Origin of the sequence: Mesorhizobium sp. M0037, assembly GCF_040323635.1 — a bacterium.
GTDB lineage: Bacteria > Pseudomonadota > Alphaproteobacteria > Rhizobiales > Rhizobiaceae > Mesorhizobium.
On sequence record NZ_JAMYVB010000008.1, the window covers coordinates 101,575 to 115,643 of the forward strand.

17 protein-coding genes, 1 other RNA gene and 1 pseudogene are annotated in these 14,069 nt (G+C 62.7%); 12 read left to right on the forward strand and 7 right to left on the reverse strand.

What is annotated here, in order from left to right:
* Positions 1–2: 2 nt before the first annotated feature.
* The 4 genes from NKJ78_RS14455 to NKJ78_RS14470 all read right to left on the reverse strand — a co-directional run bounded on the left by NKJ78_RS14455 (position 3) and on the right by NKJ78_RS14470 (position 1,810).
* A complete protein-coding gene (locus NKJ78_RS14455; protein ID WP_023699587.1) occupies positions 3–224 on the reverse strand; it encodes a ribbon-helix-helix domain-containing protein in 222 nt (73 codons plus the stop codon).
* Positions 225–237: 13 nt separating this feature from the next.
* Entirely contained in the window at positions 238–432 is a 195-nt protein-coding gene (locus NKJ78_RS14460) for a DUF4169 family protein (RefSeq protein WP_023699586.1), read from the reverse strand.
* Between the two features lie 18 nt (positions 433–450).
* Positions 451–996, reverse strand: coding sequence for an SspB family protein (locus NKJ78_RS14465; protein WP_023667419.1), 546 nt, complete (start codon positions 994–996; stop codon positions 451–453).
* A gap of 130 nt (positions 997–1,126) precedes the next feature.
* The gene (locus NKJ78_RS14470) at positions 1,127–1,810 is read right to left on the reverse strand and encodes a TetR/AcrR family transcriptional regulator (RefSeq protein WP_023668320.1); all 684 of its coding nucleotides are present in this window, start codon (positions 1,808–1,810) and stop codon (positions 1,127–1,129) included.
* A 188-nt stretch (positions 1,811–1,998) separates the two neighbouring features.
* Between NKJ78_RS14470 and NKJ78_RS14475 the strand changes: the two genes are divergently transcribed.
* Positions 1,999–3,204, forward strand: a complete 1,206-nt coding sequence (locus NKJ78_RS14475) for a multidrug effflux MFS transporter (RefSeq protein ID WP_023667417.1) — start codon at positions 1,999–2,001, stop codon at positions 3,202–3,204.
* A 212-nt stretch (positions 3,205–3,416) separates the two neighbouring features.
* Here NKJ78_RS14475 and ssrA read toward each other — a convergent pair.
* Positions 3,417–3,775: a transfer-messenger RNA gene (gene ssrA, locus NKJ78_RS14480) on the reverse strand.
* Between the two features lie 168 nt (positions 3,776–3,943).
* On the opposite strand from ssrA, the gene NKJ78_RS14485 reads away from it, so the two are divergent.
* A complete protein-coding gene (locus NKJ78_RS14485; RefSeq protein WP_023739832.1) occupies positions 3,944–4,255 on the forward strand; it encodes a DUF2853 family protein in 312 nt (103 codons plus the stop codon).
* A 351-nt stretch (positions 4,256–4,606) separates the two neighbouring features.
* On the forward strand, positions 4,607–5,401 hold the full coding sequence (locus NKJ78_RS14490) for a thymidylate synthase (protein WP_352460251.1): 795 nt from the start codon (positions 4,607–4,609) through the stop codon (positions 5,399–5,401).
* Positions 5,402–5,412: 11 nt separating this feature from the next.
* Here the strand turns inward: NKJ78_RS14490 and NKJ78_RS14495 are convergent.
* Positions 5,413–5,611: pseudogene (locus NKJ78_RS14495) on the reverse strand (TOBE domain-containing protein).
* A gap of 159 nt (positions 5,612–5,770) precedes the next feature.
* On the opposite strand from NKJ78_RS14495, the gene modA reads away from it, so the two are divergent.
* The 4 genes from modA to NKJ78_RS14515 all read left to right on the forward strand — a co-directional run bounded on the left by modA (position 5,771) and on the right by NKJ78_RS14515 (position 8,805).
* Positions 5,771–6,565, forward strand: a complete 795-nt coding sequence (gene modA / locus NKJ78_RS14500) for a molybdate ABC transporter substrate-binding protein (protein ID WP_156929846.1) — start codon at positions 5,771–5,773, stop codon at positions 6,563–6,565.
* 15 nt (positions 6,566–6,580) lie between these two features.
* On the forward strand, positions 6,581–7,285 hold the full coding sequence (modB, locus tag NKJ78_RS14505) for a molybdate ABC transporter permease subunit (RefSeq protein WP_023740252.1): 705 nt from the start codon (positions 6,581–6,583) through the stop codon (positions 7,283–7,285).
* A complete protein-coding gene (gene modC, locus NKJ78_RS14510; RefSeq protein WP_352562488.1) occupies positions 7,282–8,394 on the forward strand; it encodes a molybdenum ABC transporter ATP-binding protein in 1,113 nt (370 codons plus the stop codon). Before modB ends, modC begins: the two co-directional genes overlap by 4 nt.
* 69 nt (positions 8,395–8,463) lie before the next feature.
* Entirely contained in the window at positions 8,464–8,805 is a 342-nt protein-coding gene (locus tag NKJ78_RS14515; RefSeq protein ID WP_023667411.1) for a winged helix-turn-helix domain-containing protein, read from the forward strand.
* A 201-nt stretch (positions 8,806–9,006) separates the two neighbouring features.
* On the opposite strand, the gene cobF is transcribed toward NKJ78_RS14515, so the two are convergent.
* On the reverse strand, positions 9,007–9,780 hold the full coding sequence (cobF, locus tag NKJ78_RS14520) for a precorrin-6A synthase (deacetylating) (RefSeq protein ID WP_023740249.1): 774 nt from the start codon (positions 9,778–9,780) through the stop codon (positions 9,007–9,009).
* A 147-nt stretch (positions 9,781–9,927) separates the two neighbouring features.
* Between cobF and NKJ78_RS14525 the strand changes: the two genes are divergently transcribed.
* The 5 genes from NKJ78_RS14525 to NKJ78_RS14545 all read left to right on the forward strand — a co-directional run bounded on the left by NKJ78_RS14525 (position 9,928) and on the right by NKJ78_RS14545 (position 13,890).
* Positions 9,928–10,944, forward strand: a complete 1,017-nt coding sequence (locus NKJ78_RS14525) for a DUF4424 domain-containing protein (protein WP_023740248.1) — start codon at positions 9,928–9,930, stop codon at positions 10,942–10,944.
* Positions 10,944–11,462 carry a dihydrofolate reductase gene (locus NKJ78_RS14530; RefSeq protein ID WP_023667408.1) on the forward strand — a complete coding sequence of 173 codons (519 nt, stop codon included), beginning with the start codon at positions 10,944–10,946 and terminating at the stop codon, positions 11,460–11,462. Before NKJ78_RS14525 ends, NKJ78_RS14530 begins: the two co-directional genes overlap by 1 nt.
* A 145-nt stretch (positions 11,463–11,607) precedes the next feature.
* Positions 11,608–12,723 carry an FtsH protease activity modulator HflK gene (hflK, locus tag NKJ78_RS14535; RefSeq protein ID WP_023749643.1) on the forward strand — a complete coding sequence of 372 codons (1,116 nt, stop codon included), beginning with the start codon at positions 11,608–11,610 and terminating at the stop codon, positions 12,721–12,723.
* Positions 12,723–13,700: a protease modulator HflC gene (hflC, locus tag NKJ78_RS14540; protein ID WP_023668332.1), complete on the forward strand. Its 978-nt coding sequence runs from the start codon at positions 12,723–12,725 to the stop codon at positions 13,698–13,700. The genes hflK and hflC overlap by 1 nt, the downstream gene beginning before the upstream one ends.
* A 4-nt stretch (positions 13,701–13,704) precedes the next feature.
* Complete coding sequence (locus tag NKJ78_RS14545; protein ID WP_023668333.1) at positions 13,705–13,890, forward strand: DUF2065 domain-containing protein; 186 nt, start codon at positions 13,705–13,707, stop codon at positions 13,888–13,890.
* The last annotated feature ends 179 nt before the right edge of the window (positions 13,891–14,069 follow it).

The window sequence follows — 14,069 nt, forward strand, 5'->3', positions numbered from 1 at the left end:
ATTCAGACCGCGCCGCGCTTGGCCCAGTCCAGCACGTGGAGCCTGAGCGCAGAGGACAGGTTCGCATCGCGCGGTCTTGTTTCGTCGATTTCGGCGACCAGGGCAGCAAGCGTCAGCTTGCGCGCGGCGGCGATGGCGAGGAGATCGTCGTAAAAGGGTTTTTCGAGGGAATAGCTGGTGCGATGGCCGCGGATGGTCACGGAGCGTTTTTCGACCGGGCTCACCGCAGGCGGTCCATCAATCGCCCTGGTCTTCCGGGCGTTCGCGGCGGTGGCCGGCGACGAATTTTTCGGCCTTGTCCAATGTCAGACGGTCACGAGTTCTTTCGGCTTTGGAACGGCCGTGCAGAGCGCGGTTCTCGCCGGCGAGCTTTTCCTTTTCGGTGCGCGCCTTCTGCTTGCGGACCTGGCGAAGGTTGACGATTTCGCCCATGTCGCGCCGACCGTCCCGCTACTTCTTGCGGAAGGCGTCGAGCGACACGACGTCGGCGCCCTTGCCGGCGGCGGCATCGGCCACGGCGGGCTTTTTCTCCGCCTCAGTGGCAGCTGCCTTCTTCTCGGCCTTCGGCTTTTTCTCGGAGACGATAGCCAAAGGCTCGGCAGCCGGCTGGGCGGCTGCATCGTCTTCCGCCGGGACGTCGGTCTTAACGTCGAATTCGAGTTCGAAATTGACCGATGGGTCGTAGAAGCCGCGTACGGCCGAGAACGGGATTTCCAGCTTCTCCGGCACGTCGGAGAAGGACAGCCCGACCTCGAAGCCGGTATCGGTCACCTTGAGGTCCCAATACTGGAACTGGATGACGATGGTCATCTGTTCGGGATAGCGCTCGCGCAGCCTGGAGGACACCCGCACGCCCGGCGCGCCGGTCAGGAATGTGATGAAGAAATGATGATTGCCGGGAAGGCCGGTGCGCGCGACTTCGGCCAGGACCTTGCGCATGACGCCGCGCAATGCCTCCTGGGCCAGAATGTCGTAGCGGATGTGGTCGTCGGCCATGTGCTGGTCGGGTTCCGTTGAATCGTCCGCATAGCTGTAATCAAGCTTGAGCGCGGCGTAAACCGGATATAGATCGCTGATGCGCCGAAGCGAAGCCCGTAACGGACGATTTGATCGCCGGCTTTGACGTTCAGGCGCTGGCCAGCTGTTTTTCCACCGCTGCCGCTGATCTGCGCTTGCCGAAGGCGCGCAGGAATGTGCGCACGCCGTGGGTGGCGGATTGCAACACTTCGTCTTCCGACGGCATGCCGCCTAGCATGAAGGTGGTCTGCAGTTCGGCGTTGGCTAGCGCCAGGAACTGGCGTGCGGCGACATCGGGATCGTCGACCGCGAGATGGCCGGCATGGGCGAGGCGGGCAAAACGGGCGGCAAGTGCGGGCCAGGTCCGGCCCGGCCCTTGGTCGCGCCATTCTGCGAAGAGCTCGGGATAGCGCTCGCCTTCGGTCTGGATCAGCTTGCGCAGGAAGCGTCCGTCGCGGTTGCAGATGCAGTTCTGATTCATGCGCACGGCAAAGCCGATCAGGTCGGCTTCCAGATCCTTCGGCTGGTCTGGGAAAGAGGCGAAGGTGGCGAAGATGCCGGCATTGCAGCGCTCCGTCAGATCGCGCACCACAGCCATGAAGAGCTTTTCCTTGTCGCGGTGGTGATTGTAGATGGTCTGGCGTGACACGCCGGCCTCCACCGCGATCAGGTCGATATTGGCGCCGGCAAAGCCTTCCCGGCAAAAGACCGAAGCCGCCGCATCGATAATCGACATACGCTTGGCCTCGTGGCCGCGTGGCGGGAAAATGTCAGGAGAAACGGCAAGCTTCATTGAAATCTATATAGAGGTGATTGACGAATTAGACAAGGCTGTCTAAATTTGTGGACACAATAAATGGGGAATTCGCTCCGTAGAGACGAATAATCTCGCTCTGAGCCGTCGGATTTCAACGGGATGGAACGTCCTAGGGTTAGTCGTCGCGTTGGCGGCGCCAACCAGACTTGAAAGAAGCCTTTATCATGAGTCCCAAATTCCTCCGCATCGCGGTCGTGCTCGGCCTATTGTCCGCTATCGGCCCCTTCGCTATCGACATGTATCTGCCGGCGTTGCCTTCGATCGGCGAAGATCTGCATGCCGGCACCGCCGCCGTTCAGATGAGCCTTTTGATCTTCTTCCTGTCGATGGGCTTCGGCCAGATCGTCGTCGGACCGATCTCCGACATGGTCGGCCGCAAGCTGCCGCTTTACGGCGGCCTCGCGCTGTTCATGGTCGGCGGCATTGGTTCGGCCATGAGCCCGACCATCGAATGGCTGATCGCCTTCCGCTTCCTGCAGGGGCTGGGCGCCAGCGCCGGCATGGCGGTGCCGCGCGCCATCGTGCGCGACCTGCACACCGGCACCGAAGCCGCCAAGCTGATGTCGCTGCTGATGCTGGTGTTTTCGGTGTCGCCGATCCTGGCGCCGCTGACCGGCAGCCAGATCATCGAGAATTTCGGCTGGCGCGCCGTGTTCTGGACGGTGACGGGCGCGGCCCTGCTGGCCACCATTCTGCTGGCGACCTCGCTGAAGGAGACGCGGCCGGCGGAAGAACGCGTCGGTTCCTCCTTCGGAACCGCACTCGCCGGCTATCGCTTCCTCATGGGTGACCGCAATTTCCTCGGCCTGGTGGCGATCGCCGGCTTCGGCATCGCCAGCTTCTTCGTCTACCTCTCGAGTTCGTCCTTCATCCTGATCGACCATTACGGGCTGTCGCCTTCCGTCTACAGCGTGTTCTTCTCGATCAATGCGGTGGCCTTCATCGGCATGTCGCAGCTGACGGGACTGCTGTCGGAGCGCTTCGGGCTGAAGCGCGTCGTCTGGGTGGCGGTAACCGGCTATGCCACGACGATGGTTGTGCTGTTCGCAGTCATGGCGACCGGCGTCGACCGGCTCGATGTGATGGCGGCACTGCTGTTCGTCGGCTACGGCTTCCTTGGCCTGGTCATCCCGACGACGTCGGTGCTGGCCATGGAAGAGCATGGCGAGATCGCCGGCACGGCCTCGGCGCTGATGGGCACACTGCACTTCGCCATCGGTGCGCTGGCGATGGGCGTCGCCGGCATCTTCTTCGACGGCACCCCGCTGCCCATGGTGGCCGGCATCACGCTCTGCGCCGTAATCTCGTTCACGCTGGCCAAACTGACGCTCGGCCGCTCGCGCGAAGCCGTTGAAGCGCCGGCCGAGTAATCTGACCGCAATCGACCGGAAAGGCCGGGTCATCCCGGCCTTTTTCACGTCTGGGGTAATCCGGCCCCGGCCAGAACCACGGCCTTCGACCGACGCCAGCGGCAAATTGCACCAGCTCATGGCTCAATTTGGTGTAGGCTTCGCGTCCCATCGTCATGCGAAATCCGGCCAGCAGCAGCCGGCATTGAGCGTACGATATCGAGGAGGGGAGAAGTGGAGGTTTCTGTTGCCAGGTACCTCCGAACCCCGCCTAGAAGTGCGAACCTCTAGGGCTTGATTTGAAGCTATCGCACCGCTTACGCGGCGAGACGTGCTTCCGCATAGTTGTCATTTGCAACTACAGGTTTAGCCCGATGACGGTGGTACCATGCCGGGCAAAAGTACGATCTTTACACCTTCGTCGATCCTATTTCGCCCCCAGCAACAGCCGCTCTGATCACAGAGCGGTTCTTGGTGGAGGCGCCGGGTACCGCCCCCGGGTCCGAACGGCTTATTACATCGCCCATTTATCGCCATAGTCGGTCAAGCCGACAAAACGAATATAGGGGGGCGGCGCACAAAATGAAAGGCCGCAATGGCACTTCTTGGCCGCACCAAACTGCGGCGCCGAGGGTTGACTCGCGCGCGGTCTCAACCGAAGCTTTGCGATGGTGAGGACCATCGACATAGCGCACAAGTTGCGGCAGCGCGCCACAGCCCTCATCGATCGGATCCCGTGGCGCCGACATGGGGAAATTTGATGGCCGATTATCTCGCAGACGTGAAGAAATACGACGCCGCCGCAAATGCCGATGCGGTTGCCAAGATTGTGAAACATCTGGGCATTGCATTGCGCAACCGCGATTCCTCGCTGGTATCCTGCACCGACCCCAAGGAATTGGAGCGCGTCAAGACCAACTGGGTTGCCAAGAAACTCGGCGTGACCGACGGGGCGAAAGCCGACTCGGCGATCGAGAAGACCTGCAAGGCGTTGGCCGCCGACAGCTCCAAGAGCCGCGTGACTTTCTACTATCTGGTCGCCAAGGATCTGGGCAAGCTCGGCTCTTTGTGAAGATTACTGCCGATCGGCAAAGCGCGCGTTTGATTTGCTCCTCTCCGGGGGTCAGCACCGCCCCTCATTGCCCTGCCGGGCATTTCTCCCCGTATAGTGACGGGGAGAAAGGGCTGACCGCAGCCTTGGCTCTCTCTCTCTCTCTCTCGAACGCTTGTGATTGGCGAAACCGCGCTGATCACAGCGCCCCTCTCCCCGTCCCTATACGGGGAGAGGATGCCGGCAGGCAGGTGAGGGGCAGCGCTAACCATTGAAGAGTGATGGGGCAAGCCGCGTTCTGGTCCCTTTTGCTGTGTTCGGCCGGCGGCCAGTCGGTTATGATGGCGGTAACCCCGAATCGAGGCGAAGCCGATGCGCCAGTATCTCGACCTTTTGCAGCATGTGCTGGACAATGGCGCCGACCGTGGCGACCGCACGGGCACCGGCACGCGTGGGGTGTTCGGGTACCAGATGCGCTTCGACCTGTCGCGCGGCTTTCCCGTCACCACCACCAAGAAGCTGCATCTGAAGTCGATCATCCATGAACTCCTGTGGTTCCTGGCCGGCGACACCAACATCAAATACCTTAGAGATCATGGCGTTTCGATCTGGGACGAATGGGCCGACGAGAATGGCGATCTCGGCCCGGTCTATGGCAAGCAGTGGCGCTCTTGGCCGGATGGCCATGGCGGGTCGATCGACCAGATTGCCAATGTTCTGAAGGAGATACGCAGGAATCCGAATTCACGCCGGCTGATCGTTTCGGCGTGGAACCCGGCCGAAGTAAAGGCGATGGCGCTGCCGCCCTGCCACTGCCTGTTCCAGTTCTACGTCTCGGACGGCAAGCTGTCCTGCCAGCTCTACCAGCGCTCGGCCGACATTTTTCTCGGCGTACCCTTCAACATCGCTTCCTACGCGCTGCTGACCCTGATGGTGGCGCAGGTGACCGGGCTGAAGCCCGGCGAGTTCGTCCATACGCTGGGCGATGCGCATCTCTATTCCAACCATTTCGAGCAGGCGCGCGAGCAATTGCGGCGCACACCCAAGGCGCTGCCGACGCTGTGGATCAATCCGGAGGTGAAGGACCTGTTCGCCTTCCGCTTCGAGGATTTCCGGCTGGAAAACTATTTTGCCGACGCGTCGATCAAGGCGCCGATCGCGGTCTGATCCGCCCACCTTCAATCAATGCCGACCATGACGCCCGATGCCTTGATCACGGCATAGGCCTGCTTGCCTTTTTCGAGCTCGAGATCGGCAACGGCCTCGTTGGTGATCGAAGCGTGACGACGGAGCCGGCGACATCACCGCGGACAGGCGAGGTGCTTCGACGATCTCGACGATCGTTCCCTTGAGGATGTTGCGGGCGCTGATCTTCATCGGAGTTCCTTTCCGGGTTTCGGTGCACGTCCAAACCAGAACAATCGATGCCGAACATACGCTTTCGCAGGAGGCGGCCTTCCCTTGTTATATTCATCCAGATATATCGGTCGGCAGGAGTCGAGCCAGCAGATTTCAAGCCCAGGGAGAGTTTTCATGTTGGGGCACAAAGGTTTTGGTATGAGGGCAATCGCGATTGGCGGCTTTGCCGTAGCTCTGATGGCCGCGATGCCGGCGGCTCACGCGGGAGACAAGGTGATCGTGTTTGCCGCAGCCAGCCTCAAGGACGGGCTCGACGCCGTCACCAAGGCCTGCGAAGCCGATGTCGGTGAAGCGGCGACCGTCTCCTACGCCGCGAGCTCGGCGCTGGCCAAGCAGATCGAAAGCGGGGCGCCCGCCGATGTGTTCATTTCGGCCGATCTCGACTGGATGAAGTACCTCTCCGACAAGAGACTGACCAAGCCGGAAACCGAGGTGAAACTGCTCGGCAACCAGATCGTGCTGGTGGCGCCACAGGATTCCAAGGTCGAAACCAGGATCGAGAAAGGCTTCGACCTGGCCAAGCTGGTTGGCGACGGCAGGCTTGCCATGGGCGACGTCAAGGCGGTGCCGGCCGGCAAATACGGCAAGGCGGCACTTGAATCGCTCGGCGTCTGGTCGTCGGTCGAAGGCAAGGTGGCGCAGGCCGAGAATGTGCGCGCCGCGCTCAAGCTGGTTTCAACGGGCGAGGCCGCGCTCGGCATCGTCTATGCCACCGACGCGCATGCCGACAAGGGAGTCAAGGTGGTCGGCACCTTCCCGGAGGATTCGCACCCGCCGATCATCTATCCGGTTGCCCAGACCACCGATTCGAAGGACAAGGATACCCCGGCTTTCCTGAAGTGCCTGCAGTCCGCCAAGGCGGTGGAGCTGTTTAGGGATCAGGGTTTCACCGTGCTCACGCCGAGCAATTAAGGTAGCGGCTGACGCATGAACTGGCTGCTGGACCTCACTCCGGACGAATGGAATGCGGTCCGGCTGTCGATCAAGGTGGCGACGGTGGCGATGCTGTTCAGCCTGCCGCCGGGCATCTTGATGGCGCTTTTGCTGGCCCGCGGAAAATTCTGGGGCAAGACGCTGCTCAACGGCGTGGTTCACCTGCCGTTGATCCTGCCGCCGGTGGTGACAGGTTATCTCTTGCTGCTTACCTTCGGCCGGCGCGGGCCGGCGGGAGCGTTCCTGGCCGAGCATTTCGGCATCGTCTTCTCGTTTCGCTGGACCGGCGCCGCACTGGCCTGCGGTATCATGGGCTTTCCCCTGATGGTGCGGGCGATCCGGCTGTCGATCGAGGCGGTCGACCGCAAAATGGAGGCAGCGGCGGGAACGCTCGGCGCCAACCCGATTTGGGTCTTCGCCACCATCACGCTGCCGCTGATCCTGCCCGGGCTGATCGCCGGCTCGATCCTGTCCTTCGCCAAGGCGATGGGCGAGTTCGGCGCCACCATCACCTTCGTCTCTAACATTCCCAACGAGACGCAGACGCTGCCTTCGGCGATCTACACCTTCACGCAGGTGCCTGGCGGCGATGACGGGGCGCTCAGGCTGACGCTGATCTCCATCGTCATCTCGATGGCCGCATTGGTCACCTCGGAAGTGCTGGCGCGGCGCGTCGGCCGGCGGATGGACATCGAATGAGCGTGCTGGTGGACATCAGCCATCGGCTCGGCGGTTTCGCCGTCGACGCGCGTTTCGAAAGCGCCGGGCGGCTGACGGCGCTGTTCGGGCCATCGGGCTCCGGCAAGACGACGCTGATCAACGTGATCGCCGGCCTGATCCGACCGGACAAAGGGCGTATCGCGGTCGATGGCCGCGTGCTGGTCGACACCGATGCCGGCATTTTCGTGCCGAAGCACAAGCGCCGGACCGGCATGGTGTTCCAGGACGCGCGGCTGTTTCCGCATATGAGCGTGGCCGGCAATCTGCGCTATGGCCGCTGGTTCACGCCACCGGCGGAGCGCTATGCGGATATCGACGCGGTCGTCGAACTGCTCGGCATCGGTCCTCTGCTCGACCGGCGACCGGCAAAGCTCTCGGGCGGCGAGAAGCAGCGCGTGGCGATCGGCCGGGCGCTGCTTGCCAGCCCGAAACTGCTGTTGATGGACGAGCCGCTGGCCTCGCTCGACGATGCGCGCAAAGCCGAGATCCTGCCCTATATCGAGCGGCTGCGCGACGAGACCAAGCTGCCCATCGTATATGTCAGCCACTCCGTCGCCGAGGTGGTGCGGCTGGCCAGCGACGTGGTGGTGATGGCGCAAGGCAAGGTCGCAGCCTCCGGTCCGACCGGCGCGATCATGCAACGGCTCGAATTGCTGCCGGCGGAGGAACGCGGCGAGGGCGGCGCGGTTCTCGACACCAAGGTGCTGCGCCATGACGAGATCTTCGGGATGACCGTGCTCGGCTCGGCGGCGGGGGAAATCCGGGTGCCGCAATTGGCGGTCTCGGTCGGCGCGCCTGTGCGCATCCGAATCCGCGCCCGCGACGTGATGATCGCCACCGAACAGCCGAAAGGTCTCAGTGCGCTCAACATCCTGCCGGGCGCCATCGTCGCAATCGGCTCGGGCGAGGGGCCGACGGTCGAAATCGGCATCGACTGCAATGGCGCAACCGTGCTTGCGCGCATCACCGAACAATCCAGGCAGGTACTGAACCTTCAACTCGGCGGCAAGGTGTTCGCGGTGATCAAGACGGTCAGTTTCGACCGTGCCAACACCGGCGCCGGGCTGCCGGCCGAAGCGGATGGCTGATAGCCGCTATATCGTTTTGGAATAGCGCTATGGGTCGAGAGGGGCTAGTGTGACCGTGGAGGACAAGAGATGCCGTCGCTGAGCCTGCGGATAAATCTCGATCCGGACGGGCGCATAGGTCCGGGCAAGATCGAATTGCTGGAGCAGATCGCCACTTTCGGCTCGATCTCGGCTGCGGCACGCGGCATGGAGATGTCCTACAAGCACGCCTGGGATCTGGTGGAAGATATGAACCGTGTGTTCGGCAAGCCGCTGGTCGCGGCGCAGACCGGCGGCAAAAAGGGCGGCGGCGCGCAGCTGACATCAGTTGGCCTTGCAGTCGTCAGCCGTTTTCGCGCTATCGAGCGCGCTGCGGCGGCAGCGGCGGCCACGCATATGGACGCCTTGCAGGCCGAGATTGATGCTGGGTGAGGGTTGAAGCTTGCGATCCGTCACAACCCCCTCTGTCCTGCCGGACATCTCCCCGCAAGGGGGGAGATCAGCTCGCCCGTAGACGGGCGCTAATCTGTTAGGCGATTGGCGAAATCCTCCGTGACGGCCAATCTCCCCACTAGAGGGGGAGATGTCCGGCAGGACAGAGGGGGGCGCGAAGGAACTCGACCTTTGAGCGCGCTATTCCTCGGGCTCTGCTGCTTTACGCAGCAGATAGGTGTCCATGATCCAGCCCTTTCTTTTCCGGGCTTCTTCTCTCGTCCTCTCAATCTCCTCGCCGACATCACCCAGGCGACCGGAAACGAGGATCTCATCGGGTGTGCCGAGATAGGCGCCCCAATGGATGATCAGATCCTTGTCTGCCAGCGTGTTGAAGGCGCATTTGCCGTCGAGCATGACCACGGCGCTGCCGGCATTGTGCGGCATGCCTTGTTCGGCGAGGCGGCGGCCGGTGGTGATCAGCACGGGGTCGCCGATGCGGTTCAGCGCCATCTTGTGGCCGGCGGCTAGCGCCTGGACGGCGGTGATGCCGGGAATGACCTCCAGTTCGAATGCGACATTGCCCCTCAGTCGTACGCGCGCGAGGATGCGCAGCGCGCTGTCATAGAGCGAGGGGTCGCCCCAGATCAGGAAGGCGCCGCAGCCGTCCTCGGCAAGTTCGTCGCGGACCAGGCTCTCATAGATCTGGGCGATGGCCTCGTGCCAGTCATCGACGGTCGAGCGATAGGAAGGCGCCGGCTCGGCGCGCACCGGCACGTCGAACTCGACGCGGCGCGATTTCGGATTGCTGACGAAACGGTCGCAGATATGGCGGCGCAATTCGGCAAGGTCGTTCTTCTTCGCCCCCTTGTCGGGGATAAACAGGACGTCCGCCCGGTTTAGGCCTGATATGGCCTGCACGGTCATATGGTCGGGATTGCCGGCGCCGATGCCGATGACGAGAAGCTTGCGCATGACGCGAACTCCTGCCCGATCGAAACCTGTTAGTCCAGACCGCCGATTGGCGTGTCCAGACACTGTGGCGTCCTGCTGGGAGACGGAAGGCTTTGAAACGCCACATTGAAACGGCTAGGGTCGCGGCATTCTTGGCGAGGGGCTTCGATGTTGCAATATGTTCTGTCCGTAGCGCTGGCGCTTTTAGCCGTGCCCGCGCTGGCCAATGATACGACCGCCGAACTCGGCACAGGTGGCCTGATCCTGTCGCGTAGCGACGCGGTGTCGATGCAAAGCGAGGATCTCTATATCTCGCCGGAAAAGATCACGGTCGACTACGTCTTCCACAACAACACCGACACGGATGTAAATGCCATCGTCGCTTTTCCGCTGCCGGACATCGAAGGCAATCCGGAGGAAATGCCGGCCATCCCGGAAAACCAGAGCGACAATTTCCTTGGCTTCGAGGTGATGATCGACGGAGCGCCGGCAAAGCCGCAGCTCGAGCAGAAAGTGTTCGCTGTCGGCATCGATATCGGCGCCGATCTGAAGGCGCAGAACGTGCCGTTCAATCCGTTCGGCGATGCGGCCAAGGCGGCCCTGGCGAAGCTGCCGAAAACGGTCGCCGAGGATTGGGAAAACCGCGGCATCATCATCGAGGATACGGGCAGCGACGGTACCGAGGCGAACAAGGTCTATACGCCGTGGTGGCAGTTGCGCTCGACCTATTGGTGGCGCGCGATATTTCCGGCCAACAAGGATGTCCACGTCTCGCACCGCTACAAACCGAGCGTCGGCGGCACGTCATCGGTGAGTTTCTTCTATGACGGCAAGTTCACCGAGGGCAGCCAGTACACGACCTACAAGACCCGCTACTGCATGGACGACAGCTTCGAGAATGCGGTGCGGCAGGCCGCCAAGGCCGACGGTTATCCGCATTTTTACGAGAACCGCATAGCCTATATCCTGACCACCGGCGGCAACTGGGCCAATGGCAGCATCGGCAAGTTCAAGCTAACCGTCGACAAGGGCAATCCGAAAGCGCTGATCTCGTTTTGCGGCGACAATGTCAAGAAGGTCGGGCCGACGACCTTCGAGACGGCGGCGCAGGATCTCTATCCCGAGCACAACATCGACATATTGCTTTTGGAGCCGTCGGATGACGGCACCGGGGGAGCCAACTGATGGACGTCGCGATCTATGTCGCCATTGCGCAGAACGGCGTCATCGGGCGCGACGGCGGCTTACCGTGGCGGCTGTCCACCGATCTCAAGCGCTTCAAGGCCGATACGATGGGCAAGCCCGTCATCATGGGCCGCAAGACTTATGAAGGCATCGGCCGGCCGCTGCCGGGCAGGTTGAACATCGTGGTGACCCGCGACAAGGCCTGGCGCGCCGAGGGCATCGAGGTAGCGCACTCCCTGGAGGCCGCGATCCAGCTGGCCACGGTGCGCGGGCGTTGCATGGCCGGCGTCGACGAAATCTGCATCATCGGCGGCGGCGAGATCTATGCGCAGGCGCTGCCGCTGGCAGACCGGCTGCACGTCACCCATGTGCTGGCGGCGGTCGATGGCGACGCGCATTTTCCCGACATCGATCCGGATTTGTGGCGCCTTGTCAGCGCTCAGGACGTTCCGGCCGGTGAAAAGGACAGCCATGCGACGCGCTATTCGGTTTACGAGCGACGCCGCGGCGTGCATTGAGACGATAAAAGGGTCGCGAACGTCCAAAACGGACATGCTCGGCAGCGGATCGCGTTGAAAGCGCATCGCGGCATCCCTATAGAAGAACAACTGGATTTTGCGCCGCAACGCCGGCGCCGAGGGAATTCCAAGCGAAAGGACATTCATGCCCTGGAACGACAAGAGCGGCGGTGGCGGCGGCCCATGGAGTGGCGGCGGCGGCAACAATCAGGGACCTTGGGGGCAGGGACCGAAGGGGCCTAGCGGCCCGCCGGGGTCACCTCCCGATCTCGAAGACATCATCCGCCGCGGCCAGGACCGGCTGCGGCGCGCGCTGCCCGGTGGCGGCGGCGCCAGCCCGGCCGTGTTTGCGCTGATCGCAGCGGCTCTGATCGTGCTGTGGGCGTTCAAGGCGGTCTACACCGTGCAGCCGGACGAGGTTGCGGTCGAGCTGCGCTTCGGCAAGCCGAAGGCGGAGCTGTCGCAGCCAGGTCTGCATTTCCATTGGTGGCCCGTCGAAACCGTCGAGACGGCCAACATCGCCGAACAGCTCGTCGATATCGGTGGTGGCGGCGCGACGAGCGGCAACTCGTCGGGGCTGATGCTTACCGGCGACCAGAACATCGTCAACGTCCAGTTTTCGGTGGCCTACCAGGTCTCCGATCCCCGGGCCTATCTGTTCGACGTCTCCGACCCAGAAGGCATGCTGCAGCAGGTCGCAGAGAGCGCCATGCGCGAAGCGGTCGGCCGGCGACCGGCCCAGGACATCTTCCGCGACGACCGTCAGGGCATTGCGGCGTCGGTGCGTGAAATCATCCAGACGACGCTGGACGGCTACAAGGCCGGCCTGAACGTCAACGCAGTTTCGATCGAGGACGCGGCGCCGCCGCGTGAAGTGGCCGACGCGTTCGACGAAGTGCAGCGCGCCGAGCAGGACGAAGACAAGTTCGTCGAGCAGGCCAACCAGTATTCCAACCAGAAGCTCGGCCAGGCGCGTGGCGCCGCGGCGCAGATCCGCGAGGACGCGGCAGCCTACAAGAACCGTGTCGTCCAGGAAGCCGAAGGTGAGGCGCAGCGCTTCATCTCGGTCTATGACGAATACGCCAAGGCGCCCGATGTGACGCGCCGGCGGCTTTATCTGGAAACGATGGAAAAGGTGCTGAAGGAATCCAACAAGGTCATCGTCGAACAGGGCAATGGACAAGGGGTCGTTCCCTATCTGCCGCTGCCGGCACTGCAGCCGAAGGCGCCGCCGCCTGCGACCACGGGAGGAGCCCAGTGATGGCCAATCGTCTTCCCATCATCGCGGTCATCGCGGCCGTGCTTCTGTTCCTGCTCTACTCCTCGGTCTTCGTGGTCAACGCGCGCCAGCAGGCGCTCGTGCTGCGGTTCGGCGAGATCGTCGACGTGAAGAATGAACCCGGCATCTATTTCAAGGCGCCTTTCGCCTTCTTCGACGCCGACAGCGTGCAGTTGATCGAAAACAGGGTGCTGCGCTTCGATCTCGATAACATCCGCGTCCAGGTTTCGGGCGGCAAGTTCTATGAGGTCGACGCTTTCATCGCGTACCGCATCTCGGATCCGCGGGTGTTCCGCTCAGCCGTGTCCGGCCAGATCACACTGGCCGAAGCACGACTGAGGACGCGTCTCGATGCGGCGCTGCGCCGTGTCTACGGTCTGCGCGACTTCGAGGCGGCGCTCTCGGAAGAGCGGGCCGTGATGATGCGAGAAGTGCGCGATCAGCTTCGGCCCGACGCCACCTCGCTCGGCCTGCAGATCGAGGATGTGCGCATCCGCCGAACCGATCTGACGGCTGAGGTTTCGCAGCAGACCTTCGACCGCATGAAGGCCGAACGTTTGGCCGAGGCCGAACGGCTGAGAGCGCGCGGCAAAGAGGCCGCGCAGCGCATTACCGCCCGCGCCGACCGCGAAGTGGTGGAAATCGTCGCCGAGGCGCGCAAGGAATCGGAAATCCTGCGTGGTGAAGGTGAAGCCCAGCGCAGTGCGACCTTTGCCGACGCCTACAAACGCGATCCGGCGTTCTTCGACTTCTACCGGTCGATGAATGCCTATGGCACGGCGCTGGACAACTCCGGGACGACGATGGTGCTTTCGCCGAACTCGGAGTTCTTCCGCTTCTTCCGCAATCCGGACGGTACGGACGCGAAGCCGGCGACACCTGCGGCTCCGGCGACGGCACCTGCCGCGCCGGCGACGGCACCTGCCGCGCCGGCTGCACAACCTGCACCCGCCCAGTAGGGCGGTGCAGGATTTCCTTGCGGCCATAGGCCTGGTCCTCGTTGTCGAGGGCCTGGTCTATGGCGGCTTTCCCGGCCTTGCCAAACGTCTTGCCGGCGAAGTGCTGTCGACGCCGGAAATTGCGCTGCGCATCGTCGGGCTGGTGGCGATCGCCATCGGCGTCGGCATCGTCTGGTTGGTGCGTGGCTGAGGACCGCTGATCTGCAATTCCAGGAAAGTGTGAGCGGTTTTCCGTCCGGAATTGCGTAAAAGCAAAGGGATTGAACTGTTCGCCGTTTCCGCGAAACGGCGAACCGCTCTAAGGTGTAACGGAGGATTTATCCTCCTGATGTGGCCATAGCCGCAAACGTGCCGTATTTCTTGCCAACA

Coding starts and splice junctions, on each gene's coding strand:
- NKJ78_RS14460 (WP_023699586.1), bottom strand. CDS start 432: ATGGGCGAAATCGTCAACCTTCGCCAGGTCCGCAAGCAGAAGGCGCGC.
- NKJ78_RS14465 (WP_023667419.1), bottom strand. CDS start 996: ATGGCCGACGACCACATCCGCTACGACATTCTGGCCCAGGAGGCATTG.
- NKJ78_RS14470 (WP_023668320.1), bottom strand. CDS start 1,810: ATGAAGCTTGCCGTTTCTCCTGACATTTTCCCGCCACGCGGCCACGAG.
- NKJ78_RS14475 (WP_023667417.1), top strand. CDS start 1,999: ATGAGTCCCAAATTCCTCCGCATCGCGGTCGTGCTCGGCCTATTGTCC.
- NKJ78_RS14485 (WP_023739832.1), top strand. CDS start 3,944: ATGGCCGATTATCTCGCAGACGTGAAGAAATACGACGCCGCCGCAAAT.
- NKJ78_RS14490 (WP_352460251.1), top strand. CDS start 4,607: ATGCGCCAGTATCTCGACCTTTTGCAGCATGTGCTGGACAATGGCGCC.
- modB (WP_023740252.1), top strand. CDS start 6,581: ATGAACTGGCTGCTGGACCTCACTCCGGACGAATGGAATGCGGTCCGG.
- modC (WP_352562488.1), top strand. CDS start 7,282: ATGAGCGTGCTGGTGGACATCAGCCATCGGCTCGGCGGTTTCGCCGTC.
- NKJ78_RS14515 (WP_023667411.1), top strand. CDS start 8,464: ATGCCGTCGCTGAGCCTGCGGATAAATCTCGATCCGGACGGGCGCATA.
- cobF (WP_023740249.1), bottom strand. CDS start 9,780: ATGCGCAAGCTTCTCGTCATCGGCATCGGCGCCGGCAATCCCGACCAT.
- NKJ78_RS14525 (WP_023740248.1), top strand. CDS start 9,928: ATGTTGCAATATGTTCTGTCCGTAGCGCTGGCGCTTTTAGCCGTGCCC.
- NKJ78_RS14530 (WP_023667408.1), top strand. CDS start 10,944: ATGGACGTCGCGATCTATGTCGCCATTGCGCAGAACGGCGTCATCGGG.
- hflK (WP_023749643.1), top strand. CDS start 11,608: ATGCCCTGGAACGACAAGAGCGGCGGTGGCGGCGGCCCATGGAGTGGC.
- hflC (WP_023668332.1), top strand. CDS start 12,723: ATGGCCAATCGTCTTCCCATCATCGCGGTCATCGCGGCCGTGCTTCTG.